The 24,841-nt window shown below is 64.0% G+C and carries 23 protein-coding genes; 17 read left to right on the forward strand and 6 right to left on the reverse strand.

The genetic code is table 11. From position 1 onward, the window contains the following. Nucleotides 1-317: 317 nt before the first annotated feature. A complete protein-coding gene (locus tag L3X40_RS04335) occupies nucleotides 318-950 on the reverse strand; it encodes a hypothetical protein (RefSeq protein ID WP_237364571.1) in 633 nt (210 codons plus the stop codon). A gap of 67 nt (nucleotides 951-1,017) precedes the next feature. On the opposite strand from L3X40_RS04335, the gene L3X40_RS04340 reads away from it, so the two are divergent. The 7 genes from L3X40_RS04340 (at nucleotide 1,018) to L3X40_RS04370 (ending at nucleotide 6,567) form a co-directional block, all read left to right on the forward strand. After that, the gene (locus tag L3X40_RS04340) at nucleotides 1,018-1,434 is read left to right on the forward strand and encodes a hypothetical protein (RefSeq protein ID WP_237364572.1); all 417 of its coding nucleotides are present in this window, start codon (nucleotides 1,018-1,020) and stop codon (nucleotides 1,432-1,434) included. Nucleotides 1,435-1,605: 171 nt separating this feature from the next. Continuing rightward, on the forward strand, nucleotides 1,606-2,214 hold the full coding sequence (locus tag L3X40_RS04345) for a DoxX family protein (protein ID WP_237364573.1): 609 nt from the start codon (nucleotides 1,606-1,608) through the stop codon (nucleotides 2,212-2,214). Nucleotides 2,215-2,618: 404 nt separating this feature from the next. Beyond that, a complete protein-coding gene (locus L3X40_RS04350) occupies nucleotides 2,619-2,948 on the forward strand; it encodes a single-stranded DNA-binding protein (protein ID WP_125964385.1) in 330 nt (109 codons plus the stop codon). A 55-nt stretch (nucleotides 2,949-3,003) separates the two neighbouring features. After that, a complete protein-coding gene (locus L3X40_RS04355) occupies nucleotides 3,004-3,333 on the forward strand; it encodes a hypothetical protein (RefSeq protein ID WP_237364574.1) in 330 nt (109 codons plus the stop codon). A 28-nt stretch (nucleotides 3,334-3,361) separates the two neighbouring features. Next, complete coding sequence (locus L3X40_RS04360; protein WP_125964387.1) at nucleotides 3,362-3,964, forward strand: hypothetical protein; 603 nt, start codon at nucleotides 3,362-3,364, stop codon at nucleotides 3,962-3,964. A 755-nt stretch (nucleotides 3,965-4,719) separates the two neighbouring features. Continuing rightward, nucleotides 4,720-5,799, forward strand: a complete 1,080-nt coding sequence (locus L3X40_RS04365) for a DUF2493 domain-containing protein (RefSeq protein WP_066764089.1) — start codon at nucleotides 4,720-4,722, stop codon at nucleotides 5,797-5,799. Nucleotides 5,800-6,003: 204 nt separating this feature from the next. After that, nucleotides 6,004-6,567, forward strand: coding sequence for a hypothetical protein (locus L3X40_RS04370; protein ID WP_047867042.1), 564 nt, complete (start codon nucleotides 6,004-6,006; stop codon nucleotides 6,565-6,567). 74 nt (nucleotides 6,568-6,641) lie between these two features. On the opposite strand, the gene L3X40_RS04375 is transcribed toward L3X40_RS04370, so the two are convergent. Further along, the gene (locus tag L3X40_RS04375) at nucleotides 6,642-6,806 is read right to left on the reverse strand and encodes a hypothetical protein (RefSeq protein ID WP_156447998.1); all 165 of its coding nucleotides are present in this window, start codon (nucleotides 6,804-6,806) and stop codon (nucleotides 6,642-6,644) included. Between the two features lie 676 nt (nucleotides 6,807-7,482). On the opposite strand from L3X40_RS04375, the gene L3X40_RS04380 reads away from it, so the two are divergent. Together L3X40_RS04380 and L3X40_RS04385 are read left to right on the forward strand one after the other, a co-directional pair. Further along, nucleotides 7,483-8,013, forward strand: a complete 531-nt coding sequence (locus tag L3X40_RS04380) for a hypothetical protein (protein ID WP_053058606.1) — start codon at nucleotides 7,483-7,485, stop codon at nucleotides 8,011-8,013. A gap of 373 nt (nucleotides 8,014-8,386) precedes the next feature. After that, nucleotides 8,387-8,611, forward strand: a complete 225-nt coding sequence (locus L3X40_RS04385; protein WP_047867151.1) for a hypothetical protein — start codon at nucleotides 8,387-8,389, stop codon at nucleotides 8,609-8,611. Between the two features lie 120 nt (nucleotides 8,612-8,731). On the opposite strand, the gene L3X40_RS04390 is transcribed toward L3X40_RS04385, so the two are convergent. After that, the gene (locus L3X40_RS04390; RefSeq protein WP_237364575.1) at nucleotides 8,732-8,950 is read right to left on the reverse strand and encodes a hypothetical protein; all 219 of its coding nucleotides are present in this window, start codon (nucleotides 8,948-8,950) and stop codon (nucleotides 8,732-8,734) included. Nucleotides 8,951-9,638: 688 nt separating this feature from the next. On the opposite strand from L3X40_RS04390, the gene L3X40_RS04395 reads away from it, so the two are divergent. From L3X40_RS04395 to L3X40_RS04410, 4 genes are read left to right on the forward strand one after another with little or no spacing between them, the layout of a single operon-like run. Then, nucleotides 9,639-9,929, forward strand: coding sequence for a hypothetical protein (locus tag L3X40_RS04395; RefSeq protein WP_062769721.1), 291 nt, complete (start codon nucleotides 9,639-9,641; stop codon nucleotides 9,927-9,929). Then, complete coding sequence (locus tag L3X40_RS04400) at nucleotides 9,919-12,213, forward strand: type IV secretion system DNA-binding domain-containing protein (protein WP_100239901.1); 2,295 nt, start codon at nucleotides 9,919-9,921, stop codon at nucleotides 12,211-12,213. The genes L3X40_RS04395 and L3X40_RS04400 overlap by 11 nt, the downstream gene beginning before the upstream one ends. A 3-nt stretch (nucleotides 12,214-12,216) precedes the next feature. After that, nucleotides 12,217-15,276, forward strand: a complete 3,060-nt coding sequence (mobF, locus tag L3X40_RS04405) for a MobF family relaxase (RefSeq protein ID WP_100239902.1) — start codon at nucleotides 12,217-12,219, stop codon at nucleotides 15,274-15,276. Between the two features lie 45 nt (nucleotides 15,277-15,321). Next, the gene (locus L3X40_RS04410; protein WP_100239903.1) at nucleotides 15,322-15,522 is read left to right on the forward strand and encodes a hypothetical protein; all 201 of its coding nucleotides are present in this window, start codon (nucleotides 15,322-15,324) and stop codon (nucleotides 15,520-15,522) included. Nucleotides 15,523-15,686: 164 nt separating this feature from the next. Here the strand turns inward: L3X40_RS04410 and L3X40_RS04415 are convergent, their stop codons facing one another. Both L3X40_RS04415 and L3X40_RS04420 read right to left on the reverse strand, forming a co-directional pair. After that, nucleotides 15,687-17,243, reverse strand: coding sequence for an argonaute/piwi family protein (locus L3X40_RS04415; protein WP_237364576.1), 1,557 nt, complete (start codon nucleotides 17,241-17,243; stop codon nucleotides 15,687-15,689). Next, the gene (locus L3X40_RS04420; RefSeq protein WP_137787984.1) at nucleotides 17,240-19,165 is read right to left on the reverse strand and encodes a toll/interleukin-1 receptor domain-containing protein; all 1,926 of its coding nucleotides are present in this window, start codon (nucleotides 19,163-19,165) and stop codon (nucleotides 17,240-17,242) included. The genes L3X40_RS04415 and L3X40_RS04420 overlap by 4 nt, the downstream gene beginning before the upstream one ends. Before the next feature lie 218 nt (nucleotides 19,166-19,383). Here L3X40_RS04420 and L3X40_RS04425 point away from each other — a divergent pair, with 218 nt between their 5' ends. Beyond that, on the forward strand, nucleotides 19,384-21,045 hold the full coding sequence (locus L3X40_RS04425; protein ID WP_100239907.1) for a hypothetical protein: 1,662 nt from the start codon (nucleotides 19,384-19,386) through the stop codon (nucleotides 21,043-21,045). Then, nucleotides 21,015-22,679 carry a hypothetical protein gene (locus L3X40_RS04430; RefSeq protein WP_100239908.1) on the forward strand — a complete coding sequence of 555 codons (1,665 nt, stop codon included), beginning with the start codon at nucleotides 21,015-21,017 and terminating at the stop codon, nucleotides 22,677-22,679. Before L3X40_RS04425 ends, L3X40_RS04430 begins: the two co-directional genes overlap by 31 nt. Here L3X40_RS04430 and L3X40_RS04435 read toward each other — a convergent pair. Continuing rightward, the gene (locus L3X40_RS04435; RefSeq protein ID WP_100239909.1) at nucleotides 22,676-23,194 is read right to left on the reverse strand and encodes an SOS response-associated peptidase family protein; all 519 of its coding nucleotides are present in this window, start codon (nucleotides 23,192-23,194) and stop codon (nucleotides 22,676-22,678) included. The two genes, L3X40_RS04430 and L3X40_RS04435, sit on opposite strands and share 4 nt — an antisense overlap. A 57-nt stretch (nucleotides 23,195-23,251) precedes the next feature. On the opposite strand from L3X40_RS04435, the gene L3X40_RS04440 reads away from it, so the two are divergent. Together L3X40_RS04440 and L3X40_RS04445 are read left to right on the forward strand one after the other, a co-directional pair. After that, complete coding sequence (locus L3X40_RS04440) at nucleotides 23,252-23,866, forward strand: SOS response-associated peptidase family protein (protein ID WP_100239910.1); 615 nt, start codon at nucleotides 23,252-23,254, stop codon at nucleotides 23,864-23,866. 31 nt (nucleotides 23,867-23,897) lie between these two features. Further along, on the forward strand, nucleotides 23,898-24,770 hold the full coding sequence (locus L3X40_RS04445) for a DUF4238 domain-containing protein (RefSeq protein WP_100239911.1): 873 nt from the start codon (nucleotides 23,898-23,900) through the stop codon (nucleotides 24,768-24,770). The last annotated feature ends 71 nt before the right edge of the window (nucleotides 24,771-24,841 follow it).

Raw genomic sequence — 24,841 nt, forward strand, 5'->3', positions numbered from 1 at the left:
CTGCCCGGCGCCGACGAGACCGCCGGCCCCGCCACCCAGGGCACCGAGGCCGGCCTCGGCCAGTCCTCCGCCGAACATGCCTTCGGTGGTGAGCCCCAGGAAGGCGGTCGCCGCCAGCGCAAGCAGCGCGGTTCCGAGGCCGCCGATCCGGCCGAAACCGCCGACGCGACCGCCTGACGCGATCCATCTCCCCCACGCCGCGCCCAGCCTCCGGGCGCGGCCCCTTGAAGGGTCCGCTTCGCACGCCGCGAGGCGGGCCCTGTTTCTTTTGACAACACGCCCGCGCGTCGACCATCAGCGAGGATTCCCACATGCCTTCACTTGCGCAAGACAGCGTCCCGACCCGATCGCCCCACGATCTGTGCGGTCTCACTGCCGACTACGTCGCACTCACCAGCGCTGAAATCGTTTCCGCCGAGGACCGCGTGGGCAAGTTCTGGGCCGGTGACGGCAGCCGCGAATGCATGCTGGATGACGATTGTCTGGTCGCTCGCCATGTCGTGCCATTCGGCAGCTATCCCTGGCACCTCTGGCACCACATCGCCGCAGAAATCCTCGGCGAGGCCTATGACCTGCAGGACGCCTCGCAGATCGAGCGACTGATCCAGCTCCGTGGCCTGTTTCCGCGCGACGGCGCGTCGGCCCCGCACTGGATCGCGCTCGACCAGACCGATCTCGCGACCTTGCTGGAACGCCAAGAGCATCCGGATAGCGAACGGGCCCAGCTTTCCCGTCTGCGCCTCGATGGTCTCGATGCGGGTCTGGGCCTTCCCGCGCCCGATTATTATGTCGATGCGCGCGGGATCTCCCGAGAGACCTGGGAATCGATCTCGCCCCTGACCTTCGACCAGGCCTATGCCGATCCGGAAGGCCAGCCCTACGACCTCATCTTCGACCGGCCCGACCTCACCACCGCACACGCGTCCGGCCTCGCATTCGCGGCGCTTCACGAACTGCAAATCGTGTTGACGGAGGAAGGCCCGTGCCTCCCGAAGAGGGCGGCTCCAGAGCGATGCGATGTTCGAGACCTATACGGCGAAGCTGGCGGATATGATCGCGACCGCGCCCGCCTGTCTCGCCCTTGCCCCTGGCGATACCAACGACCGGATCGCCGCCGCAATCGACTTCGTGGAGCAGCGCTGTCCAGGATGGTCCGAGGGCTTTCCCACGTCGCCCTCTGGCGGCGAGCTTCGTCCCGTTCCTCTCGCATGGAGCCGCCAGATCACAATCGCGGGGCTGCGTGACGCGCCCGGCGAACATGCCCTCGTGCAGGACGCTGACGAAGTCCCCGCCTCTTACGCCATTTATGCCGAACGCCACGATGGCTCTCTGGAATGGCTCGGAACGGCGGCCTCTATTTCCCATGCGACGCGTCTCACAAGCGCGATCGGATCGGCCTCGGCGCCGCGCATGCTTTCCGCATTGACCGATTGAACCCTTTGACCGCGGCGCGGTCGCTCAATGCGATCACGGCCCGAACCTGGTCTCGCCGCCTCCTTTCCCCTCCAAAATGGTCCCCGACGTGTCCGGTCCCCTCCCGGCCGGGCACGACCCTTGAGGGCCTGCCTCGCACATTCCCCGCGAGGCAGGCCCTGTTTTTGTTCTGTGGGCAAGCCTCTTCCCCTGTTCCTCGGCAACCCCTTCATCGTCTCGGGCACAATGAAGCTCATGGGCGGCGCGGCCGCGCTCGTTCCCGAACTTGCGCCCGACCCCCTGTTCTTCGCCTATCTGGTCGGCCTTTCCGAGCTCATCGGCGCCCTCGCGATCGTCAGCGGCTATCCCGTCCACACGGTTGGCATCCTGCTCGGGCTCGGTGTCTCGCAACGGCGAAGCAAGCGCACATGGCAATGTGATCGAAATCCTGAAGAACGCGACCATGGCGGGCGGCTTCTTCCTGGTCGCCGCGACCGGCGCTGGCTCGATCTCCCTGTTCCGCGGGACACCGCCCGGCGCGCTCGCCCGTCTGAGGTAGATAGCGCTCACCGTTTCTGCCGGACTTTCCTCGCGCTGATAGGCCACATCGAGCCGCCATCTTGGCGGCGAGCAGGCCGGCCCGACCGCAGGAAGCGTCGCCGAGGTCTCTGCCCGCCAACCGCTGATATCGCTCGAGCCGGCGCACCTGTCGCCGTTCCGCGGCGCGCTGTCCTCTTGCCGCACGATCCAGCGCCGTGCCCTTCCTCGTGCCTGGCACTCGCCGACCGCTGCCGGGTATGACCTGATGGCATCTCGCCGTCCCGGACGCCGAGCCAAGTCGATCCCGCACGCGAGGCCGTCCCCAGACCCCTTGGGCGCGGTCGAAAGTCAGACGCGCCGCAGCCGTGCAGGGCAGGTGTCTCGCTTCGGCTGACTCCGAGTGAAACCGTCCATGGCGCGGGCCTTTTCGATATCGCCGGTGGGCCACCCGCTTGAGTGGATGAACGCTACGCCCGTGCGGGGCCCCCGCAACCCGCCATTTCCCGACCGTGTTGAGGCCTGGCGGCCTCTGCCCGCACCACTCGAAAAATGGGGGTTTCCCCTCGCGGGCGCTCGGGTGCGGCGTCCCCTCGATCACGGGCCTTCGCAATTGTTCATCCCAGCGGGATCGGCCCGCTGGCGTGAGACGCGAAAGGCATCAGGCCATGAACAAGGTTTTTCTCTCGGGCCGCATCACCTCGGACATCACCCGCTTCGGCACGGACAGCAAGGGCGGCGTCAGTTTCAGCCTCGTCACCTCCAAGCCGGTCATCAAGGACGGCCAGGTCCAGAAGGACGACAACGGCTACACCGAGACCTACGACGAGTTCCACACGGTCAAGGCCTTCAACGGCCTCGGCAAGTCGGTCGCCAACCACAAGAAGAAGGGCGACAAGCTCCTGGTGGTCGGCGAGATCCGCTACAGCCGCAACGAGCGCGACGGGCGCACCTACTACAACACCGACATCGTCGCCGAGGAAATCGAATTCCTCTGACCGTCCTTCCGGGCGGTCGCGCGCGGCCGCCCTCCACCTTTCGATGGAGAGCACGATGTTCACCCTCACCAGCTTCAACGACATCGCCGGCATCGCCCACGGCATCGAGACCACCAACCCCTGCATGGTCGAGCGCATCCGCCGTGCGGCCGACAACATGGGCCGCCGCGAGATCGCCGCCCGCCTTGGTCAGGCGATCACCGAGGCGACCGACGCCGCCCACGCCCGCGACTTCGAGCAGGCGCAGTTCGGCGAAGCCAGCGCCGACGCGATCGTCGACTGCGAATATTATGACGATCTTGCCGCGGCCTGGTCGCTGGTCGCCAGCGAGCACCAGCTGATCGTCCCCCATTCCATCTTCGCGCACGACGGGTCGGTCCATTGACCCGTCAGCTTCCAACAGGACAACACTCATGCACGCACAATCCACGCCAGCCCGGTCCACCGACCACTGCTTCGGCATCATCATGCACCACCGCCTCGCCTGGTGGCTGGTCGAATTTCCCGACCTGGATGCGACCCCGCTGTGCGCCCGCAAGCTTTCGGGCCGGCTCACGCCGGCCCTTGCCGACTGGCTACTCGGCGAGACCGGCGATCCGCGCCTCGGCGACGATATCGCCGCCCTCAATCCGGACAGCCGCTGCTGGTCCGGCGAATTCTCCTATGTGCCCGCGGCCGGCGCCGCCGATCTGTTCGACATCGATGCCCATCCCTGGGGCAGCGAGGCCAGCGAACTGGAGACCCGGCTCGCGCGCGCGATGATCGATGCGACACTGCACCCGATCCCCTCGGGCTTCGTCTCGGTCTTCGGTGCCTTGCCGCCCGAGAACCAGCCGGTGCTCGCGATCCGGCTGAGCGGCTATATCTCCGCGACGTTCGAGCTGATGACCGCATGCTATATGCCGACCTACCGGCCGCGTTCGCCCTGGCGGGACATCTCCGGCGATGCCATCGGCGACAGCGGCAGCGACATCCTTGGATGGCAGCTCGCCGCCGAGTGGATCAGGCCAACCTGAAGTCGGCGGCGACGTCGGCATACGCCGGCCTCGCCCCGTGCCGAGGGCGAGCTTGCCGCCCGCCCAGCATCTCCTGAAACCCGCGGCGCGGCGCCCTCGACGGCGGCGCGGGCATTTGCCGTGCTCACCCGCCTCTGATCGGATTGGGTTCAAGGCGAATGTCGCGTCGCGTCACATCTGCGTGCTGGCTGCGGCGTAAGTTGCTTGTGCTGCGGCATCTCACCGATCGATCAGACTTCGTCTGAAAACCGGGGTGTGGGGGGCCGGCGAGGTCCAGGTCATCGGTCCTGCGATAGGGCTGTCCAAGAAGGGTTGGCGCATCCCGCCCTTCGCTCGGGCGAAGGACGGGACCGGGGCTCTATTCGCTAAGCCGCCGCCCGCGCGTGCCGCGCGAGCCCCGCCTAAGCTCACGGAGCCGAAGCGGGCTTCGTCTCCGCCCTGCCGGGTCACGATCCCACTTGCGGTTGGCGAGCGGGGCAGGGTTTCCATTCCTATTCCTCTCTTGTGTCTGCCTAGTGTGGCATGCGGGGTTGGCGGTCCGTCGAGCATGAGCGGTCCCCCCAATTTTTGCGTGCGCCCGCTGGCGCGGCCCCCCGAAAAAATCGGTTCCCCCGCTCCCCGCGCGGCGGCGTTAACCCGGGTCCGGCCGCGAGCGGCCGGCTTCCCGGTTAACGTGCCCGACCTCCCTGACCACCGCATGCCCTGAGCCAGGCCTCATCCCGAGGATGAGACATCCAGAACCCATGGAGGCTCACATGACCAAGTCTTTTTCGAACTTCGCAGATCTCGCCAGCTTTATCGCCAGCGAGACCGACAGCCACGGCCGCGCCACCACCTACGAACACGCTTTCATCGAACATGACGAACGCGCAAAGCTCTCGCCGGTCGACGAGGCCGAGCAGCTCGACATGCCCGATCCGGAGCAGGCCCGTGTGGCAGTCGAGATGGTGATGTCGACGCTGTTCGATGTGTTCCGCGACACGCGCCTCGAACCCTATGCAGCCGATCTCGCCTGGGGCTTCGTGAACAGCTTCCACGTCGTCGCGAAGCGCATCAACGACCGCGAAGACGATGCCGCGAAGGAGCTTGGCGAACTCGCCCGCAGCTTCGACCCGAGCGAGATCTACGCCGCGCAGCTCGAAGACGCCCAGCTTCTCTGCCAGACGCTGCAAGGGTGCCGCGATGCGATGGAGTGCATGCGCGACCACGCCTCCGAAGTCTATCGCGTCGAGACCGGACGACCCTATTCGCCGACCCGCGGCAGCCGGGTGTCCCGAGGTGTCACCGCATCGATGATCGATGCCCGCGACTATCTCGCTTCCCGCATCCGGGAGCGCCGCGAGCAGTTCGCGCCCGAAGGCCCCGTCGTCACATTCTCCGGCGGGCAGGTCTGGGAAGACCATGAGGTTCTCTGGCGCGGGCTCGACTCGATCAAGGCGCGCATTCCGGAAATGATCCTCGCAACGACCGCCCAGACCAAGGGCTGCGATGCGATTGCGCAGGCATGGGCCGCAGCGCGCGGCGTGAAGGTCATCCTGTTCAAGCTCGACCGCCGGTTGGGCGCCAAGGCCGCCTTCGTGCGCAACGACCGGCTGCTGGCCCTGAAGCCGGTGGAAGCCGTCGTCTGCGAAGGCTCGGGCATCCAGATGAACCTCGCCCAGAAGCTGCGGCAGGCAGGCGTGCCGCTCCATGTCGTCAAGCTCGATGAGACCGTGAAGGCGCGGCTCGCCCAGCCGAAGACCGACCTCCCGAAGTCCCGCGACGAGTTCGATCCCTGGACGCAGGACGACTACTACCGCGACATGGTGAACGGCGGTCGCCAGCGTCGTCGCTGACGCACCCTCGAGAGGCTCCGGCGACCGCCGGAGCCTCTCTTCCCCTTTTTTGCGGGCGATGCGGCGCTCGGGGGCATCGAGCCCCGTCGCGCCGCGGGGTCTGAGCGTCATCACGCTCGAAGGCGAGCAGCAAGGGGTGTCTCCCCTCTCATCGTGACCAAAGAAAAGGGGGGCAAGAGCTGTGGTTCAACAAGGGAGGACGAGATGTCCATCACGTTCCGCATCGCCACGGCCGCTGACGATCAACCGCGTCCGAGCGCCACCATCAACGCACGCCAGCTCGCCGCCCTCCGGACGCTTCTGCGCCAGCAGGGCGAACGCCTCGGCATCGTCCTGCTCGAGCCGGACGACTTCCTCTCCTATAGCTTCGAAGCCCGCGTCTGCCCGCTGGCGCTCGCTACCGTTGCGCGTGTCTTCAATTTCGACCCTGATGCAATCACCGTCATCGAAGAGGCACAGTTCCGGTCCCGGCGGGTGAGCATCTATCGCGGTGACTCCGGCACGATCGTCATGGCGGTTGCACTCACCTCGGATCCAGGTGTCGAACTCAACCTTGCCAACGGCAATGCCTATGCATTGCTCGAAGGCCTCGGCCTGCGCCCCGACAGCGTCGGCGAACTCCCCATCGATGCCGTGCGCGAGCGACTTGCCAATCCAGCGGTTCGGCAAAACGCCGCCGAGCACGGCGTGTCGCATTATCTCGCAGGCCTCGATCGGCTCCTCGCGACGGCCCACGCCGACGACAGCTCCCGACTGGAATGGGCCTAATCCCCGCCCTTGCCGTCCACCGGGAAACGGCATGTCGCACCGCGCGGCGGCGCATCTCTAATCGCTGCCTTGGCCTATGCCGATCCGGCGGTCTTCGTCTTCAAGAGCGTGTCGACCGCGCGCTGCAGATGGCTCGACGCTTCCTCTTCCTTGATCGCCAAGAGATATTCCTGTGCCTGCCGCATAAGCGCCAATGCCATCGCCCGCGTGACCGTCGGCTCCTTCTCGTAAAGCTCCATATCGCCCATCCTGAGCGCGACATTGTTCAGGGAGCAATTCGGAGCGCTCTTCGCCAATCAGCTCCCGCGCCAGGGCGCGGGAGCCGGGGCTGGTAACACGTCGAGACATGCGCCTACGCTTTTAGTGCCGGGGCACCTGGACATATGCGCAGGCACCCCGGCGTGAGATCACACCGAGTTGCCTTCTCGACGGGATTACCAGTCCCGGCGCCACGGCCATTGCGGCGCGGTCATGCGCCTAACACAGACGTATCAAGAGACCAAGGCGAAGCAGCCGATCGCCGTCCCGACCGACCACCCTCAGCTTCCAAACCGCTTCCGGAAATCCATGTGGAGCCGCGCCGCGAGATCGCTCGATCGGACGACACTAGAGCGCTTTGCTGTTAACCCTGCCCACCGTTCCGGCGGTCAGGGGCAAAGCAATGCGCTCTTACATCTCGGCATCAGACAGAGGCTTCATCGCCAAAGTATGACGCTGGGTGTCCATCGGCCGTCAAGGATCAGCGGTGCCCCCAATTTTGCCGCCGCTCCGCGCTGCTGCGCGACACCAAAATCGGCTCCCCCACTGCCCGCTGACGCGGCGGCTTCGCCGTCCCTGACTACCTCAACACCGCGTCGCGATGATCCCATCCTCATCTGATCGAGGTGAGGAGCGCATCATTCGATGGAGGCTTCTATGGACAATCTCGACCAATCCCTCTCGGCCCTCTTCAGCGGACCCATCTGCCCGTCCTGCGCCACCCCCTTTACGGCCGAAGATTACGACTTCTGCGAGGGGGCCGCTTGCTGCCCGAATTGCAATACGCTGTACAAGGTTGGCAAGCCGCACGTGCCCCGCGCCCCCGAAGACACACTCGACGATGAGGGCTATCAGCCGCACCCGGAGGACGCGCAGGAATATCACTTCTTCGACACCCCGGATTCCGTGGCGCTGACGCAGTTCCGTCTCGATGCCAAGCGGCTTGCCGGCGCAGCCATCCGTGAGACGGCGGGCGCCAGTTACGAACTCTACGCGATCCGCTTCTCCGACGCCTGCCAGTCCTACATCGAGGACCTTGACCCGGACCTCCGACCCGCCGCCATCGCGATCGCGCTGCACCACGGCTATGTCGAGGACGAAGACGAACGGCATGCGGGGTTCGGACCCGGCCTCTGTTCCGTCAGCGGCATCGACGAGGCCTATTGCCACTGCGGACGGCATCCCTGAGCGAACCGCTAGGGGCCGGCGACACGCCGGTCCCATTCCTCTTCCGGCACCGATCCACGGGCTCGCTCGCGTGCCGCGCGGACCTTCGGTCCGCACGCCGCTACGCATTGCCCGCGTCTCCCGAACCAGAGGGGAAATCTCTCACAGTCTTCCCATTCTGTCGGGCGGGCGAGGCCGCCTCAAGGACGGCGGGGCCCCACCATTTTCTTCGGCGGATCTAGCGCCGCGCACAGCATTCGGCGTCTGGTGGCCGCCGAAGAAAATCGTGACCCCCACCGCCGCTTCGCGGTCGCCGGCGAGCCGGCGATCCCTGACCCGACCTCGCCCGCCCGACGCGCCTTCCCCTGTCATTCAAGACAGACAGGAGACGACCATGCAGACGATCACGAACACCGCCGCCGCCGACAACGCCGCCTACTTCGCAGCGGTCGCCAGCGCCGAACGCCGGGCACTACACAGCTACTTCGATCAGCACGTCATCGAGGACGCCGAGCTGGGATACCTCGCCATCGACGAGGGCGATTATGATAACCTCACTCAGACGTTGATCGACCGGATCGTCTACACCGCGCCGGGCGGGATCCTCGACGAATTCTGAGACCGCCGACAGGGGAGGGGCGCGTGACGCCTCTCCCTTTTTTTGCTTCTGGGGAATACGGGCATAGGGGGCATCGAACCCCCTATGCCCGTGCCGCGGCGTTGCCGCGGCAGGCCGGGTTCAGACCCGCAGCCGCTTCTCGACGTCGTCGATCCCGAGCGATTTGATCCGCTCGGCCAGCGTTGCGAGGCGCTTGATATCTAGCTTCAGCAGGCCCGCCTTTTCGACTGCCGATATGGCCTGCTCGCGCTCGCGCTCTTCAAGCCTTTTGCGCCGGTCCTCCAATCGCCGTGCATCTTCTTCGAATGCCGCGCGCTCCTGTTCCAATGTCTTTGCCATAAGTGCCTCTGTTCAAAGCTGATCGGGCCATGAACATGCCGACTATAACGCCAGCCTCCTCACGTCGGAAGAAGAAGAATCGGGGTTGGGCGCATCGAGCTGACGCCCGATGACGGCTCTATTCGCTAAGGCTCCCGACGCCCCTATGGGACGCCGGCAACCTAAGCTCACGGACCCAAGGCTGTCGCCTCGTCTCCGCCCATCCGGGTGACGATCCTCGCCTGGCTGATGCAACCGCAGCGATCATCGACCGCCAATTCGTCGCGCCTTAATCGCTGGTGACTACGAGCCCCTGCGATATCTACACGCTGGCTAACTCGCCCGGGATTTCTCTTTCCCGCTTCCGCCTGCCGGCGGACCCATGCCCAGCCGGACCCGGCTACGGGCATCTCCAACCACCTCCACACAGGCCTAGGACCAGGAATAGTCTCCAAGGATTAGCACACCCTACGCACCTGAAGGTGCAGGGTTTCCGTTGTTACACAACGGGTTAGCGCGGAAGGAAGGGAGAGTATGTTGTAGTACGGCAATGGCGGCGCATGAAATCGGCGGAAATCGGCTATTTCGGCGTAGTATGCGAGACTACGAGGGGAGGGGGCATGACGATCAACTTGCCCGTGACCGGCCCGAGCGCTATAAATAGAGCCGTTCTTCAGTCCCCACCAGCCTCCCTGCTAGGAGGTTGGTCTTGGCTACCAGTTACAGGCACTACAATATTCGCCTCGAGCGCTCCCAGTGGGACCGCCTCAGCGCGATTGCCGCCGAGCAGAAACTGAGCGTCGCCGACATCATCCGGTCGGCCCTCAACGTCTTCCTTTCATCCTCCGATGTCCTGACCGCCAGCCAGCGCCGGCTCGCCCGGATCAGCGAGTTCCAGCAGCTCGCCCTGGACGTCATCATCCGCGAGCAATATCCCGAACTGCGCGACCGTCTCGTCGCCGAAACCGACAAGCGCCTGGTGCAATATCATGGCGCGTGAGGACATCCGCTCGAACGGGAAAAACATCCCGCTGACCCATCATAGCGCGCGCGGCCGCGTGCAGCGAAACTCGGGCAATTTCACGCGCGGCTCCCAGCTTCTCACCCACGAGATGCTGATGTGGTTCTCAGGGGCCAAGCTGCCGATCTTGGCGTGGTTCTTCGCCTTCCTCCTGGCGTGGTTCATCATCCTCTCGATCCGCCTCGATGAGCACGGATTCCAGCTCGTCTGCATGAAGGTCTATGCGGGCCTCTGGAACTGGGTCGACCTCAATCCGAACAAGCGCGTCAACGTCACGCTGCCGAGCGGCGAGATCTACAAAACCATCATGCCGGCGGTGCCCTATATCCCCGCCGTCCAAAAGGCCTGGGCCACCACGGTCCACGCGTTGATCGGCTCGCTCCTTGTCTCGATCTTCGTCGTGACGCCCCTCGCGATCTGGTTCGTCGACATCTCCCGCAGGCGCGGCAAGACGATCCTTCAGGAACGCCACGAGCGGGGCGCCATGCTGGTCGACTACGCCGTCCTCGTCTCCGAAATCGCCCAGCACAATGCCGCCAAATTCGCCGAAGATGCGCGCCAGTTCTTCCCCCGGCTGAGCCAGGCTGCCGTGCTCCGTCTGCCTTTTTCCGAGCGAAAGGCAGGCGGGATCCATCATCCCTATTCCCTCGCCGGCGTCCCCTATCCGCACCGCCTCGAGCAGTCCCACACGATGCTCATCGGCACGACCGGCGCGGGGAAGACGACGGAACTCAGAAGCCTCGTCACCCAGATGCGCCAGCGCCAGGACAATGCGGTCATCTTCGACCTCACCGGCGCCTATGTCGAAGCCTTCTACGATCCGGCCCGTGATACAATCCTCAACCCCATGGACCAGCGCTGCCCGGCCTGGTCGATCTTCAACGACTGCTCGACCTACAGCCATTTCACATCCGCCGCCGCGGCGCTGATCCCGTCCGATGGTGGCTCTTCCGAACCCTTCTGGGCCCTTGCTGCGCGCACGCTCTTCATCGAGATGTGCGTCCGCTTGGCTGAGCGCGGCCAGACCAGCAATCTCGCTCTTTCCGAAAACCTGATGACGGCCGACCTGAAGCGCGTTCACCGGTTCCTTGCCAACACCATCGCCGACCCGTTGACCGCCCCGGAAGCCGCCCGCATGGCGGAATCGATCCGCGCCGTGTTCAACACCAACGCGCAGGTTCTTCGCTTCCTCCCCGACGAGGGCGAGCAGTTCTCGATCCGCCAGTGGATGACCGTCGACCGGGCGCCCGGATCGATCCTCTTCGTCACCTCCGACTACGACGATCTGGAGATGAACAAGCCGCTGCTGACCTTGTGGATGAACCTCGCCATCACCAGCCTCATGACGCTGCCGCGCACGCGCTCGCTGCGCACCTGGTTCATGTTCGACGAGGTCGGCGCGCTCCACCGGCTGCCCGCGATCGAGAAGGGCCTTCAGACCGCACGCAATTTCGGCGGCGCGATGATCCTGGGGCTCCACAGTTTCCAGAAGCTGGTCGAGGTTTACGGCGAAGAAGGCGCCCGCAATCTCGCTTCGCTCGCACGCACCAAGCTCATCCTTGCGACCAGCGAATTGAAGACCGCCGAGGAGTGCTCGCAATATATCGGCAACCGCGAAGTGCGGCAGATGGATGAGGCCTACAGCTACGGCTACAACAACAACCGCGACGCCTCGACGCTAACTCCGCGCAAGCAGGTGGAGCCTCTCGTCATTGCCGACGACATCACGAACCTGCCCTCGATGCACGGCTTCGTGAAATTCCCGGACGGCTTTCCGGCTGCGCGGATCCTGCTCGAGTGGAAGGACTATCCCGAGGTCGCGCGCGGCTTCATGCCGCGCCCCTCGATGCAGCCCGTTCGCTCCAGGCGCGGCGAGGAAGCATTTAGCGAAGAAGGTGACGAGGCGGGCGGCCGCGACGGTGCCGCGCAGATCATCGACGAGGTGGCCGAGGCGAGCAATGTCGCCAAGGAAATGGCGGCGCGGATCCTCCAGACACCATCCGAGGAAGAGAGCGCCGACCCGGCTCGTGCCACCCAGCGCAATGACGACAAGAACGAGCAATCGACCCCTGCAACCCGGGCGGGCGACAAGGCGCTCGGGAAGGATGGCGAGCAGGCTGCGACGACGCGGGGCGAGGGTGATCGTCGCGATGCCCGCGGCGCCGTCTCACCGGCGCCCCAAGTCGAAGATCAGACCCTCATCGAGCTGCGCCAGGGGTTTGCGGCCGGGCGCGACGGCGACGATCTCGACATGGGGATCTGACCCATGCACTCGATCGCCTCAGTCCGCTCCGCAGCCGGTGCCGCGAACTATTTCGCGAAGGACGATTTCAAGGATAATTACTATACGGCCGACGGCTCGGCCGAGGTCAGCGCCTGGAGCGGGGAAGGGGCGGCCAGTCTCGGGCTCACCGGCGAGGTCGCACGCGACGATTTCGAGAAAACGCTGAGCGGCTTTCTGCCCAGCGGGGAGGGCGTCGCCCAGGTCGAGAACCGCCGCAATGGCATCGATCTCACCTTCTCGGTGCCCAAGTCGGTGTCGGTCATGGCCTATGTTGCCGACGACAAGCGCGTGCTCGCCGCGAACATGAGCGCGGTCCAGAAGACCATGGCCTGGGTCGAGAAGAATCTCGCGGAGGGTCGTAAAGACGTGGAGGGCCGCAAGGTGCCCGTGCGTACCGGCAATCTCGTCTATGCGCTCTTCCAGCACGATACGAGCCGGGCCCTCGATCCGCAGGCCCACGTCCATGCCGTCGTCGCCAATTTGACGCGCATGCCCGACGGCAAATGGCAGGCGCTCCATGCCGACAAGATCTGGAGCAACAACACGACGATCGGTGCCATCTACCACGCGTTCCTGCGCGCGGGGCTCGAGCAGCTTGGCTACCAGGTCGAAATGAAGGGCAAGCACGGCACCTTTGAAATCGCGGGCGTGCCCCAGGCGGTGATCGAGGCCTTCAGTCAGCGGCGTGAGGCCATCCTTGAAAAGGCCGCCGAGCTCGGCATCGTCTCCGCCAAGGGGCGCGACGGCGTCACCACCACGACCCGTGATCCCAAGCTCAATGTCGACGACCGGGGAAGCCTGATCCAGGGCTGGATCGACAAGGCGGTGGCGCTCGGGTTCGACGGCAAGACCATACGCGCTTCAGCCGAGGCGAAGGCGGGCCAGGGCGCTGCGGACAGCCGGCTCGAGCGCGGCTTCCGCGCGGTCACCGACGCGATCGCCGGCGCGCGCGTGCTGATCGGGGGCTTCCTTCATTCGCCCGATCCGTTGGTAGACAGCGGCCTTGCCCGCGCGACGAAATCCCCGGCGGTTGCGCGATCGCAGCTCGCGGTCGCGTCTGCCGTGCGGATCCTCGCCGAGCGAGAGGCGGCGTTTGATGTCAACAAGCTCGCAAAGACCGCGCTGGATCTTGGACTGAAGGGCGTCACGATCGACACGGTCGAGCACCGCATCGGACAGCTTTTCGACAGCCGCCAGCTCATCCCCGGCGCGCCCCGCCTCGAGGACAAGGGCGTCCAGATGGTGACGACGCAGGACGCGTTGCGCATCGAAGTATCGATCCTGAAGGCGGTTGAGGCCGGAGCGGGCAGGGCGGCTCCGGTCCTGCCCGCACAGGAGGCGCCCACGCGCCTGCAGGAGATCACGGAACGACCACTCAATCCCGGCCAACTTGCTGCAGCCACGTTGATCCTTGCCTCCGAGGATCGGACCGTCACCGTCCAGGGCGTCGCCGGCGCTGGCAAGTCGACCATGCTGCAGGCGGTCGCCCGTATCGCCGAAGCCGAAGGCCGCGATATTCTCGGGCTCGCCTTCCAGAACAAGATGGTCGCGGACCTCGCCAAGGGAGCCGGGATCAAGAGCCAGACCATTGCCTCGTTCGTGCTTGCCAATGAGCGCTATGTGAGCGAGCGCGATACGCCAAGGTTCGAGGACGCGCGGGCGCGGTTCGCTGGCGCCATGCTGGTGGTCGACGAGACGTCGATGGTCTCGAGCACCGACATGCTGAAGCTTCACGGCATCGTCGAGGCGCTCGGCATCGACAAGCTCGTGCTTGTCGGCGATCGCCAGCAACTCTCCTCGATCGATGCCGGCAAGTCGTTCGCCATGATCCAGGCGGCCGGCGGCACGATGGCCCGGATGGATGAGAATATCCGCCAACGCACCGATACGCTGCGCACCGTCGCCGCGCTCGCCAATGTCGGCAAGGCGGGTGAAGCGATGAAAGTGCTCGGCGACAAGGTTCATGAAAGCGCGAACCCACCTGACGCGGCCGCGGAGATGTGGCTGGCGCTCTCGGCCGAGGACCGCGCCGCGACCCAGGTATTCGCCTCGGGCCGGGAATCCCGCGCGATCATCAACCAGCGCATTCAGGATGGTCTCGCGGCGGAAGGCAGCGTGCGCGGCGAGGGGGTCCATCTCATCGTCTATGATCGCGTGAATCTGACCCGCGAGGAACTGCGTTATGCGTCGAGTTACCGTCCGGGCTTGACCCTCGACGTCGGGCGCGGCGGCGCTCAAGACGTTGGTCTCGCGCAGGGCCGCTATGACGTGACCAGGGTGCTGCCGTCGGGCAAGGTCGAGCTCAGCGACGGACGGCGCAAGCTGCGCTTCGATCCGCAGCGTCTGTCGCCCACCGAAAAGCGCGATCGGCTCGAACTTACCGAAAAGAAAGACCTCCACATCCGCGAGGGCGATCGCATCCGCTGGACCGCGAACGACAAGCCGCGCGACCTGCACAATGCCGCGCTCGCCCGCATTGTCTCAGCCGATGCGAGCGGGGTCACCTTCGAAACGGCGGGCAATCAGACCATCACGCTGGCCCGCGGCGATTCGATGCTGTCGCGTCTCGACCTCGCCTACGCGCTCAATATGCACATGGCGCAGGGCATCACCACCGACAAGGCGATCACGGTTATGGACAGCCGCGAGCGCAATCTGTCGAACCAGCGCCTGTTCAATGTCGGCGTGACCCGCGTGCGAGACGAGTTGGTCATGCTCGTGGACGACAAGGAGAAGCTGGGGCGTCAGCTCGATCACAATGCCGGAAACAAGACTTCCGCGCTGGAGACGGTCGGCCGCCTCGATATCGACGGGAAGAGGGGCGGCGCCGTACCGCCCAAGTTCGATCCCGGCCCGATCGTCGGGATCAACCTTGCCGACCAGCCCGATATCCTGGCGGATCTTCCCCCGATCCCGGACGGGCCGCTCGGGCCGCCCGTCCAGTCCAAGGGCGACGACCTCAAGGCGCCCCCCGACCTCAAGCCTGAAAAGACCGATCTGCTGCCCCCGCTGCCCGAGCGCAGCCTGGGTCTCGACCTGTGACGATGAACCGCCGGCGCGGTGCCGGCATATGCAAGTAGAGCAACGATGGCGTGGGAATTTGACGAAGGTGGCAAGTTCGGCAGCGAAAAGGCCGCCGAGGACTATGCGCGGCGCAATGGCCTCAGCAACGCGGACTTCCGCACACGGCGCAACGGCGACCAGGTCGAACTGGAGATCCGCCGCTCCGCGCTGGACGGGCGCCAGCTTCGCGATGGCAATGAAGGCCGCAAAGACGGCTGGTTCTGACCGAGATCAAGGACGGCAATAGCCGTGCTCGGGGAAATATCCAGCCGCGACCTGAACGATCGCGTCGCGGCGGCTCTGCCGCTGCGCTACCCTTCGATTAGGGACATTGAATGCATCGGCTTCTATCTGGCGCACTCCCTTATGTCTGATGCCGACGAGCGCCATCAGACATAGTATTTGAAGGGCTGCTTCTCCTGTCCTTTCGCAGATCCCATCGTCAAAACGTCACCTACCATTCGCGCAAATCGCACCGTCACCGGCAGGCCGTCATTAAAGTTGCAACTGTTGTAGTTGATTTTGGTGAGGCCCATGATGTCCGCAAGGACCGTGCGAATGTCGGGCTTCGCATTTTTGCTCCTCATCACCGTGACATGAAGCGGATTGGGCGTCTCAGGTCCGATGTAGGTGTCGAGCTGCGGCACGTAGCCGGTCGTCCAAAGGTAGGCGGTCTGCTGGTCAAGCAGCAGCGCGGTGCCGCGGAGGACGGGATAGTCGCCGTCGCGGAACAGCTTGGTCTCGCCGCCCGTCGTCCGGATACGCACGCCTACGACGTTGGTGCCCTTTGGTGCCGCCGCGCAGAAGGCATCCCACTCCTCGTCGTTGAAATAGGTCTGGCCATGAATGAATAGCTCCTTCGGAGGCTCACCATGCATCTCGATGTAGGTTTCGAGGACCATGTTCAGGAGGCGCTTCGCAGCGTCTTTCTTGAGATGATATTCGTAGTCGCCGGTCTTCCACGGACCGTTCGCGCCGCGGAAGACGACGCCGTCGCCTTCATTCAAGAACATCTGAGCAGCGCAGCAAGCGTGACCCTCAGGATCTTGGGGCAGGCTTTTATAGACCATACCGATGTAGCAGACACCGGGTCGAACCGTCGCCAAGCGCCAAGGCGGTTTCGGCTGGGTCTTGTAATAGAGACCGGTCGCGAGGTTCCACGCCACCGTGGCGGCGTCCTGCGTCTTGCGCACCGGATACCCGGATTTGTTCAAGAACGCGTCAGGCGCCAGGGTTGTCTCGCGGACGAGCTGGGTGGGCGCGATCGTCAGGAACTCGGCCTTGATACGCCGATGGAAGTCTGGGACGTCGCTGAAGATATCCTCATTGCTCTGGTCGATAACGCCGGCGGCGGCGAGTAGTGGGAGGCTCTCCTTCACCTTCTGTCGGCGTTTGAAGTCGCCCACCTCCATCGCAACGCCCGCGCGCTTCGAACCAGGCCGGCAGCGCTCGTAGACGATCTCGGGCAGGACAAGGACCCACACGTCGACCGCCTGTTCCTCGTTCCGGAGATGCTTGCGCACCCGATCGATGTAGAGTTTGGCCACCTTGTCGACGGCCTCATGCAGGTTGAGGATGCTGGTCGCCTTGTCGATGTCAGCCAGCGGGATCGAGAGAGTGCTCACCTCGTCCGGTTCGAATGTGATGCCAAACGTCTCTTCTAGACCGGGGAAGTTGGCGAGATGCAGTCGGTCCTGTTTTTCGCCTTTGCCGGGCGGCGGGACCGCAACCACCTGCTGCAACTTGCGCGCCCAGCCACGGAAATGGCTGATGCCGTCTGTCGTGCCAACAACACCGACGCGAATTTCGCGCGTTTTCTTGGCGCGGGCATGCGGCCCATAGAGAAAGAGCCCGTCCTTCGGGTGCGGACTTGGCTGGCCATAAGCAAACTCAAGCTCGGGTTCGTGGAGGTGCTCGACAATCAGCGATGTCTCGGCGAACTTCATGCTGCCACCTCTTCTTCGTCGGCTTCGGGGCGGCCAAGCGTGCTGATATCCGTTTCCTCCTCATCGGCGTCCAGGGCGTCGGGAAGGTCGGTGCTAACAGGCGACGAAAACAAGATGGGGGCAGCTTCCAACACCGCGTCCGCCGTCGCGGAAAGGCGTAGCCTGATGTAAGCGGATTCGCCCGAGATAAGCTCCAGAAATGCCAGCATCCGGCCATACCATTGCTTGTTCCTCCAGCCCTTGCAGATCGTCCGCCTGAGCCGATGCAACTTCTTGGCATCCTCGATCTCGAGGCCCGCCGGCGTGCCATTGTCACCTGCAAAGAGCACCCGCGACTTGAGCTTAAAGTGCCAAAACGGCCAAAAAGCGGGGAGGGCAGTCACGCCAAACTGCCAGATATGGCCCTTCGCGACGTTGCGCAGCATCGACGACCTGCGCGCACCTTGTTTGCCCCATGGAATGCGCTGGCCCGTGGCGGCGAGATCCGGCGAAGCATGAAATCCGACACCTCCCGAATATTGATATTCCAGGAGTCCGCGCTCTTTGCAGAACTCGTACCAAGCCCTCTTCAGCATCACGTTGATGATGTTCTGGGCCGGCTGCTTCTCAAGCCGCAGCTTGTCGTCGCCGTTCTCGACGAACGTCTTGAGGGGTATGCTGCGTTTGAGCTTGAAGCGCCCGACCGATGCAAAGCCGTCGTCGATTTCGTCTTGGTCCGCGAATGACAGGAGGCCGCGGCCCTGCACCGCGATGGGGTAAGCGTGGGTTGCGGCAGCGCGCTTCAGGCGATCGGCATCGATCACGCCAGTCGCCTCGTAAAAATGGATTGCATCCGGCGCTTCAACGACGCGAAGCCAGTTTGACGTCAACCGTTCGGGCTCATTTTTGAGCGGAATCGCACCCCGCCGCCGGAACAGCTCCCAGTTCGGGTCAATCACGGCCCCTTCCGTGCGGCGAGGAGCTTTCTGGCGCTTGAGAGCCTCAGAAAGCGTGCTCAGACCCTCTCCCCATCCGCGAACGAAATCGACTGCGATCGCGTCGCCCAGACCCTTCATCTTGCGGCCCTGCTCAAGCTTTAGCTGGATGATGAAGCGCGTGTCGCCGATCGCCTTCGCAACATCGAGCGCGATGTCCAGGTCGTCCTGTATCGCTTGGTCGTCGGCCGTGGCATTGCGGCAGACGAGCAAGACCTTGGCGGCGCGGTGCTCAATGGCGCGGTTGATTTCGCGCCGCCAGCGATCACCTGGCTGCAATGTCAGGATGTCGGCAAACACCTGGTAGCCCTCCGCTTCGAGTTTCGGCGCGAGCCACAATGCGAACTCGTCATCGGCTGGGGAAGACTTGAGGAGGAATAGCGTGTCTCGAGCCGGAGGCTCTGCTGAAGAGTCAGCGTCGCCCGGCACGGGCAGCAGGTTGGCGAGCGCCGGCGGGATCGGTGCTGGCTTCGGGAGGGCGTCGGCGACCGCCGCGGTGACGATCGTTTTGAGGACGGCCGTGTTCTGACCCCAAAGCTTCTGGTGCGCCGTCTCGATATCGGGATATTTTCGCAGCAGGGCGTTCAGGTCGCTCGGGCCAAATATGTCGCCGGTGCTTTGGAGCGCGGGCCCGATTGTCGCCACCAGGGTTGCCTTGTTCTTCGGAGTGAGCGGCGCCGACGTGGCGAGGACGTAGCGCGCGGGCTGAAGCGCATCGATACTGGTGCGCTCGCTCTTCATCTTCGAGTTCAGCTTCGAAGCGCCGGACCCGATGTAATGCTTTGCCTGCAGAATGATGTTGCCGTCGGCCGCCGCATGGCGGCCATCCATGCCGTCATCTGGCCCTTCGGGAAACGCCTCAAACCGGACGCCCAACTCCCGCCCGATCAGGTCACGCGCGAGATCCTCGAAATCGGAGTGGGAGAGTGACGAGAAATCATAATCCATTCGAGCTGTTTGTGGGATCAATTGGTACGGGGTCAAGGAACTCGAAGATAAGATCACCCACGGTGTGCCATCCGTGACACTTTACCCAGAAACGCTTGGTAAAGTGTCATTGATGACAATCACTTGGCTGAAGGAGGGGGCTTTCCTGAAACTGCTGCCCGAACGATGAAGGCATGTTAGCTAGGGGGCCTGGGCCAATAACGAGAATCGTCACCTGAATGCCGCACCACATCTTCTACTCCTGGCAGAGCGACACCGATAATCGAATTGGCCGCGGCTTTATCCAGCACGCGTTGGATCGTGCCATCCGCGCTGTGAACGCGGACGCGGACGTCGATCCTGCCGATCGCAATGTGCAGGCCGACCGCGATACGGTCGGGGTATCGGGCATGCCGCCTCTGGCCGAAACGATTTTCGGCAAGATCGACCGCGCTGTCGCCTTTCTCTCCGACCTCACGCATGTCGCGACGCGGGCAAAAGGGCAGCTTTCGCCCAATCCCAATGTCCTGCTCGAGCATGGTTGGGCGCTGAAGTCGCGCGGGTGGGCCAGGATGATCGGCGTGATGAACACGGCCATGGGTCACCCGGACGAGCATCCCCTCCCGTTCGACCTGACCCATTTCAAGCGGCCGATCCTGTTCTACTGCCCGCCGGATGCGACGGACGAGGATCGCCAAGCGGCCCGGCTCGGGCTGCAGAAGGATCTGGAGACCGCGCTTCGCCTGATCCTCGATGACGAGGTCCTGCGCGCGGCGCAGCCGCCGGAACAGCCACATCCTCACGATGTCGAATTGCTCCAGCGGTTCCGGACCCAGATCCCGGAGCGGCTACGCCAGTTCCTGCGCGAGCATAACTTCGGCGAACCCTATCCGCGAAAGGCGCTCGATCCGCTCGGCGATATCGCTGCCACATGGGCCGGGGCTGAGTTCGATTTCGAGGATCAAGTCCTGCAGGAGGCGGGCACGGCGCTGCGTGCGGCCAATAGCTCGCTGATGGAGCTGGTCTACGAACGCACCCATGTCATGGACCGCAATCCGAATATGGCGTGGCCGAGAACCGACTATAACGTGAAGCACGGCACCCAGCAGGGCACGCACGATGCCATCAGGGAATTGAATGCGCGATCTACGACCCTGATCGAAGCGATCGACGCTTTCGAGAAGGCCGGCCGCTCGCGGGTCCGTATCGCGGCGCCGGCACCGGCAGCGCCGCAGGTCGATCCCCGGTGGGAAGCCGCGAGGCAGGCAGCAGGGGAGCTTGCCGCCGACCGCATGCGGGGCGGGCTCCCTGAGATCGTCGCCGTTCCCAGCATGATCCTCCGCCTCGTTCCTCTTGCCGCGATGGATCGGCCTTCCCTTGACCCGAAGGTCGTGCTGGCCGCCGCATCGCGTTTTCCGCCTGACACGCAGGTCAGGGTCCAGTCGGATTCCGACGAGCGTCAGTGGTGGAGTTTCGGGCTGCCGCTGATCCGCACGGACAACAATCCCGAAACCAGATGGCGGACCCGCTTCGTGCGCCCTGGTGTCATCGAATATGAAGCGACCATTGGTGGTCGTGTCGATGATGCGGACGAGCAAATCCTCGTTGATGGCCGAGCGCTTGAAGGATCGATCGTGGCGCATGTTGAACGGCTAGCCGGCGTCCTCGCGGCGATCGGCCTAGCCGGACCAGGTCTGGTTTCCATCGCCTTGCGCGGCGTTGAGGATGTTGAGCTCACGCGGTCCCGTGGGGGCGGCAGGACGATACGAAAGCCGGAGCTGTTCCTACCCGAGTTGCAGGCGGAGGATCTTTCCGCCGCCATGCAGCCTCAGCTGCGCGACCAGTTCAATATCCTGTGGCAGGCGTCCGGATGGGCCGATGGCTCGCCGTCGTTCGGCTGACGAGCGACACCATGATCCTCAAGCCTCCTCCGCCTGAAACGGGAGACATCGGACTCGCGGGTTTTCGCGCGGCGGCCAAGCTTTACGAGGACACGCTGCGCAACAGGACCTACCGCGAGCTCTACCGAAAGGATCTCGCGAAGTGGCAGAAACTCTATGGGACGCTTGCGGGAAAGCGCGCGCCGGGCTCGGCCGCGGCGACGCACTTTGCGCGGCTGTCGGCGCTCTGTGGTGAGCTGCTCTCGGAATATGGCCCGGAGGCTCCACCGAAGAAGCGACCGTCCAAGGCAGTCGCCCCGGTTTCGCTGACCTACCCCGATTTCCCTGAGGAGATCACCCACCGGATCCACTTCCTGGAAGGACCGGGTATCCGCCGGCAACGCGCCGTTGAGCTGGCTACCTATGCGCCGGCCGTGTCGCGACAAACCTCTCCGCGCGGGCGCGCGCTCATCTCGATCGGGGTGCGCAAGGATCAGGTCCGGTTGTTCGAGCGCATTGTGGAATCGATCGGTGATCTCGCCACGGGCGACTATTCCGTCGCCGGCTTCGATATCGGCTATGTCATGCGGCCCGACGGAATTCCGCAGGGCCAATCCTGGACGTCCAATCCGCTCGATCCGACGTTGCCGATTGCGCGCATTTGGAACGAGAATGAAAAGGCGAGGGGTTACGGCTTTCAGGCCCGACTGCTTGGCCCCCAATGGCGGGGCGTCGACGGCAAGGGTCTTCCCGAAGACTTGCCCGACCTGACCGCAGGACCATGGGATCCAGATCCGCACTGGCAGCGTGTGCTCGAGCTTACGGAGGCTGATCGCCTCGACGAAGCGCTGGCCCTGGTGGAAGCCATTCCCGGCCGTGACCGCGAGCCGTTGTTCGACGAGGTCATCTATCTGCGGTTTCTCACCAAGACGCCGCTGCAGGCCCAGGATATCCGCGTCCTGGCCCGCAAACATGCCGAGAACTCGCTTATCGCCGGGCGACTGCTCGAGGAATTCGATGCTTTCCTCGACCATCTCGACGCCCAGTTCGCCTTGGAACCGCCGGTCCTTGAGGAGATGACCCGGTTGCGACCGGATTTTGGATCGTCGATGATCCCGCCGCTGCCACAGGCTGCCGATTGGGCGACATACCGGCGCCACATGGCGCAATTCTCCAACCCGAGCGGTCAGCGCGGCCGAATCTTCTCGAGGAATATCGGCGTCGCCGACACCGGCGCTTCGGAGTTTTTCGCGAACTCCATGGTGGCGGCCGAGGAAGCGTTTCGCCGGGAGCGTTCCATCCCTGAGATAGGGCGTGGCTGGGTGTCCGAGGTCGCGCTTTTCGATCTGGTTCGCTCGATTTGGCCCTCAGCGGTCCACCAATGGCGGCCGGCGTTCCTCGGTATGCAGTCCATCGACATCCATGTGCCGGAACTGGGCCTCGCAATCGAATATCAGGGACAGCAGCATTATGAACCGATCGCGCTCTTCGGCGGACAAGAAGGCTTCGAGCTTACCTGCGCGCGGGACGCGAAGAAGCGGTTGCTGCTCGCGCGTCACGGCACGCGTTTGCTCGAATGGCGCTTCGACGTGCCTGTAACCAGGGCCGCCTTGGTCAGTCAGCTCGCCGCAATGGCGATCGTCCTTCCAGATTAGAGCGCGAGCGCCTTTTGCCGCGGACCGCTCGTGATCTCTTCGACAACGAAGGTCCGCGCCGGGGGCGTTTCCAGCAGCTCGATTTCGGGGATCGTGTAATCGAGCCACTGCATCCGCTGTCGGCGCAGGATGATCGCGCCATGGCGATCCTGATACCGGCTGACCTCTGGATTGGCGGCGACCGTGATGACCCGGAACGACAACGGCCACTCGGCCAGCGCCGGCTCCCAGACCGCCGCCAGGTAGAAGAAGTTGCCGTCGTCGAGCTTCACTCGATACTGCTTGTCGCCCACGGTCATGTGAAATTCGGACGCCGGCACGAGGCAGCGCTGGTTGGGAAAGGTCTTCCCCTCCGATCGCGCGAACCGATACGACGTGCCGTCGCTAAAGCGGGGATTGGAGCCCCACCGCGCCTCGACCATTTCCACTTCTTGCATATCGTCCGGATTTCGCCGGATGATGGGCAAGAGCTTCTCGAGGGGAGCCTCGGAGTCGAAGGCTGTTGGCGTCGCCATACAAAGAACATATACGGAACGAACTTGAGTCGCAAGGGCGAGCGGAACGGATGATCGATGTGCAATGACTATCGTTTGGAGGTCGACATAGCCTCGATTGTCGAGGATTTCGACGACCTCAAGATCAAGATCAAAATGCCCGAGGGTACGCCGAATGTCGCGGCCCGCGAGGATATCAAGATCAGCGATATCGCGCCGATCGTCCGCAGCGGCGAGGGCAGGGGTGTGGGCGAACTCGTCAATCGACGATGGAGCTGGCCGGGGCACAACGGCAAGCCGGTCTACAATTATCAGTCGGAAGGGCGCGAGTTCTCCTCGCATCGCTGCCTGATCCTTGCCGACGGATTCTACGAGTTTACGCAGCCCGAGGATCCCAAACAGAAGCGCAAGACAAAGTGGCTCTTCACGATGCGAGACCATGATTGGTTCTGCATCGCGGGAATCTGGCGGTCGACGGCGGAGGGCGAGGCCTTCACATTGCTGACCACCGAGCCGGGCGAGGACATCAAGCCCTATCACCGGCGGCAGATAATCCCGCTTCCGCGCGATTCCTGGGCCGACTGGCTCGATCCGTCCGTACCGGCGAACGAGGTGCTGCGCGTCCTTCCGAAGGGTAGCCTCATCCCCACCCAGGTCTATCCGCCGCCGAGCCAGCAACAGGCGCTCTTGTGAGCCAGCGCCGGGAAGCTGCCGGAGATCCGGCTTGAGCGATCCAGATCGTCACCATTTCCTGCCGCAGTTCTATCTGTCCCGATGGGCGAACGGTCAGGGGCAGCTCTCGACCTATTCGCGCCAGCGCGGGAAACTCTTTGTGCGCGAATACGCGCCCAAGTCGATCGGGGCAGAGAAGGGCCTCTACGCCCTGAACGGTGTGGCGCCGGAGCATCGAAACGCGATCGAGCGTGAGTTCATGGGGCCGGAGGTGGATGACCCGGCTTCGCGGGCGCTGCGTATTCTGCTGAGCGAAACCCGGCCGGTCCTGCCGATGGATCTGCGCATGGCGTGGGTTCGTTTCCTAATGTCCTTGCTTGTCCGCCTGCCAAACCTTCTCAGGAAACTAAAGGCCGATGCGTCAGAGATGCTGGCGCAGGAAATCATCAAGCGGCCCGAGGAATATGAAGCGCTGCGGCGGGCTATCGATCCGCCAACCCTCATGGAGTTTTTGCGCGAGCGTGGCATTGATGGCCTGGTCGAGGATTTCGGCACCACCCTCATCCCCGGCCTGGTCGAGCTTCCGCAGATGAAAGCCGACATTGCGCGGATGGACTGGCGCGTCTTTCATTTTCGCGACGGGCCCTACGGACTCGTTACCAGCGACTTCCCGATCTGCATGCTGCCCGGGCTCGCGTCACCGGACTGCCTGATCTCGCTGCCGTTGTCGCCGACGGCGATCTTCCTTGCCAGCTACAGCAGTGATCTCCTGAATCAGCTTGATGCCCTTCAGCCGCCAGCGCTGATCGACAGCGCGAACCGCATATCGATCCAGAGCGCGCAGCAATATGTCTATGCCGACAACAGGCAGTATTATGATCTCGTAGATCGCTTCCTCGAGCCCGTTTCTCGCGGGCCCGAATAGCCTTTCTGACTTTCCGATGCCGCGGCTGCTCGTCGAGCCTTGAACCCTCTCCCATTGTGATAGAAGAAGCC

This window comes from Rhizorhapis sp. SPR117, assembly GCF_021742065.1.

Excerpts from the sequence above, each read along its gene's own strand:
- L3X40_RS04340 (WP_237364572.1), top strand. The coding sequence starts at position 1,018 with ATGTTCGAGACCTATACGGCGAAGCTGGCGGATATGATCGCGACCGCG.
- L3X40_RS04350 (WP_125964385.1), top strand. The coding sequence starts at position 2,619 with ATGAACAAGGTTTTTCTCTCGGGCCGCATCACCTCGGACATCACCCGC.
- L3X40_RS04355 (WP_237364574.1), top strand. The coding sequence starts at position 3,004 with ATGTTCACCCTCACCAGCTTCAACGACATCGCCGGCATCGCCCACGGC.
- L3X40_RS04360 (WP_125964387.1), top strand. The coding sequence starts at position 3,362 with ATGCACGCACAATCCACGCCAGCCCGGTCCACCGACCACTGCTTCGGC.
- L3X40_RS04365 (WP_066764089.1), top strand. The coding sequence starts at position 4,720 with ATGACCAAGTCTTTTTCGAACTTCGCAGATCTCGCCAGCTTTATCGCC.
- L3X40_RS04370 (WP_047867042.1), top strand. The coding sequence starts at position 6,004 with ATGTCCATCACGTTCCGCATCGCCACGGCCGCTGACGATCAACCGCGT.
- L3X40_RS04375 (WP_156447998.1), bottom strand. The coding sequence starts at position 6,806 with ATGGAGCTTTACGAGAAGGAGCCGACGGTCACGCGGGCGATGGCATTG.
- L3X40_RS04380 (WP_053058606.1), top strand. The coding sequence starts at position 7,483 with ATGGACAATCTCGACCAATCCCTCTCGGCCCTCTTCAGCGGACCCATC.
- L3X40_RS04385 (WP_047867151.1), top strand. The coding sequence starts at position 8,387 with ATGCAGACGATCACGAACACCGCCGCCGCCGACAACGCCGCCTACTTC.
- L3X40_RS04390 (WP_237364575.1), bottom strand. The coding sequence starts at position 8,950 with ATGGCAAAGACATTGGAACAGGAGCGCGCGGCATTCGAAGAAGATGCA.
- L3X40_RS04400 (WP_100239901.1), top strand. The coding sequence starts at position 9,919 with ATGGCGCGTGAGGACATCCGCTCGAACGGGAAAAACATCCCGCTGACC.
- mobF (WP_100239902.1), top strand. The coding sequence starts at position 12,217 with ATGCACTCGATCGCCTCAGTCCGCTCCGCAGCCGGTGCCGCGAACTAT.
- L3X40_RS04410 (WP_100239903.1), top strand. The coding sequence starts at position 15,322 with ATGGCGTGGGAATTTGACGAAGGTGGCAAGTTCGGCAGCGAAAAGGCC.
- L3X40_RS04415 (WP_237364576.1), bottom strand. The coding sequence starts at position 17,243 with ATGAAGTTCGCCGAGACATCGCTGATTGTCGAGCACCTCCACGAACCC.
- L3X40_RS04420 (WP_137787984.1), bottom strand. The coding sequence starts at position 19,165 with ATGGATTATGATTTCTCGTCACTCTCCCACTCCGATTTCGAGGATCTC.
- L3X40_RS04425 (WP_100239907.1), top strand. The coding sequence starts at position 19,384 with ATGCCGCACCACATCTTCTACTCCTGGCAGAGCGACACCGATAATCGA.
- L3X40_RS04430 (WP_100239908.1), top strand. The coding sequence starts at position 21,015 with ATGGGCCGATGGCTCGCCGTCGTTCGGCTGACGAGCGACACCATGATC.
- L3X40_RS04435 (WP_100239909.1), bottom strand. The coding sequence starts at position 23,194 with ATGGCGACGCCAACAGCCTTCGACTCCGAGGCTCCCCTCGAGAAGCTC.
- L3X40_RS04440 (WP_100239910.1), top strand. The coding sequence starts at position 23,252 with ATGTGCAATGACTATCGTTTGGAGGTCGACATAGCCTCGATTGTCGAG.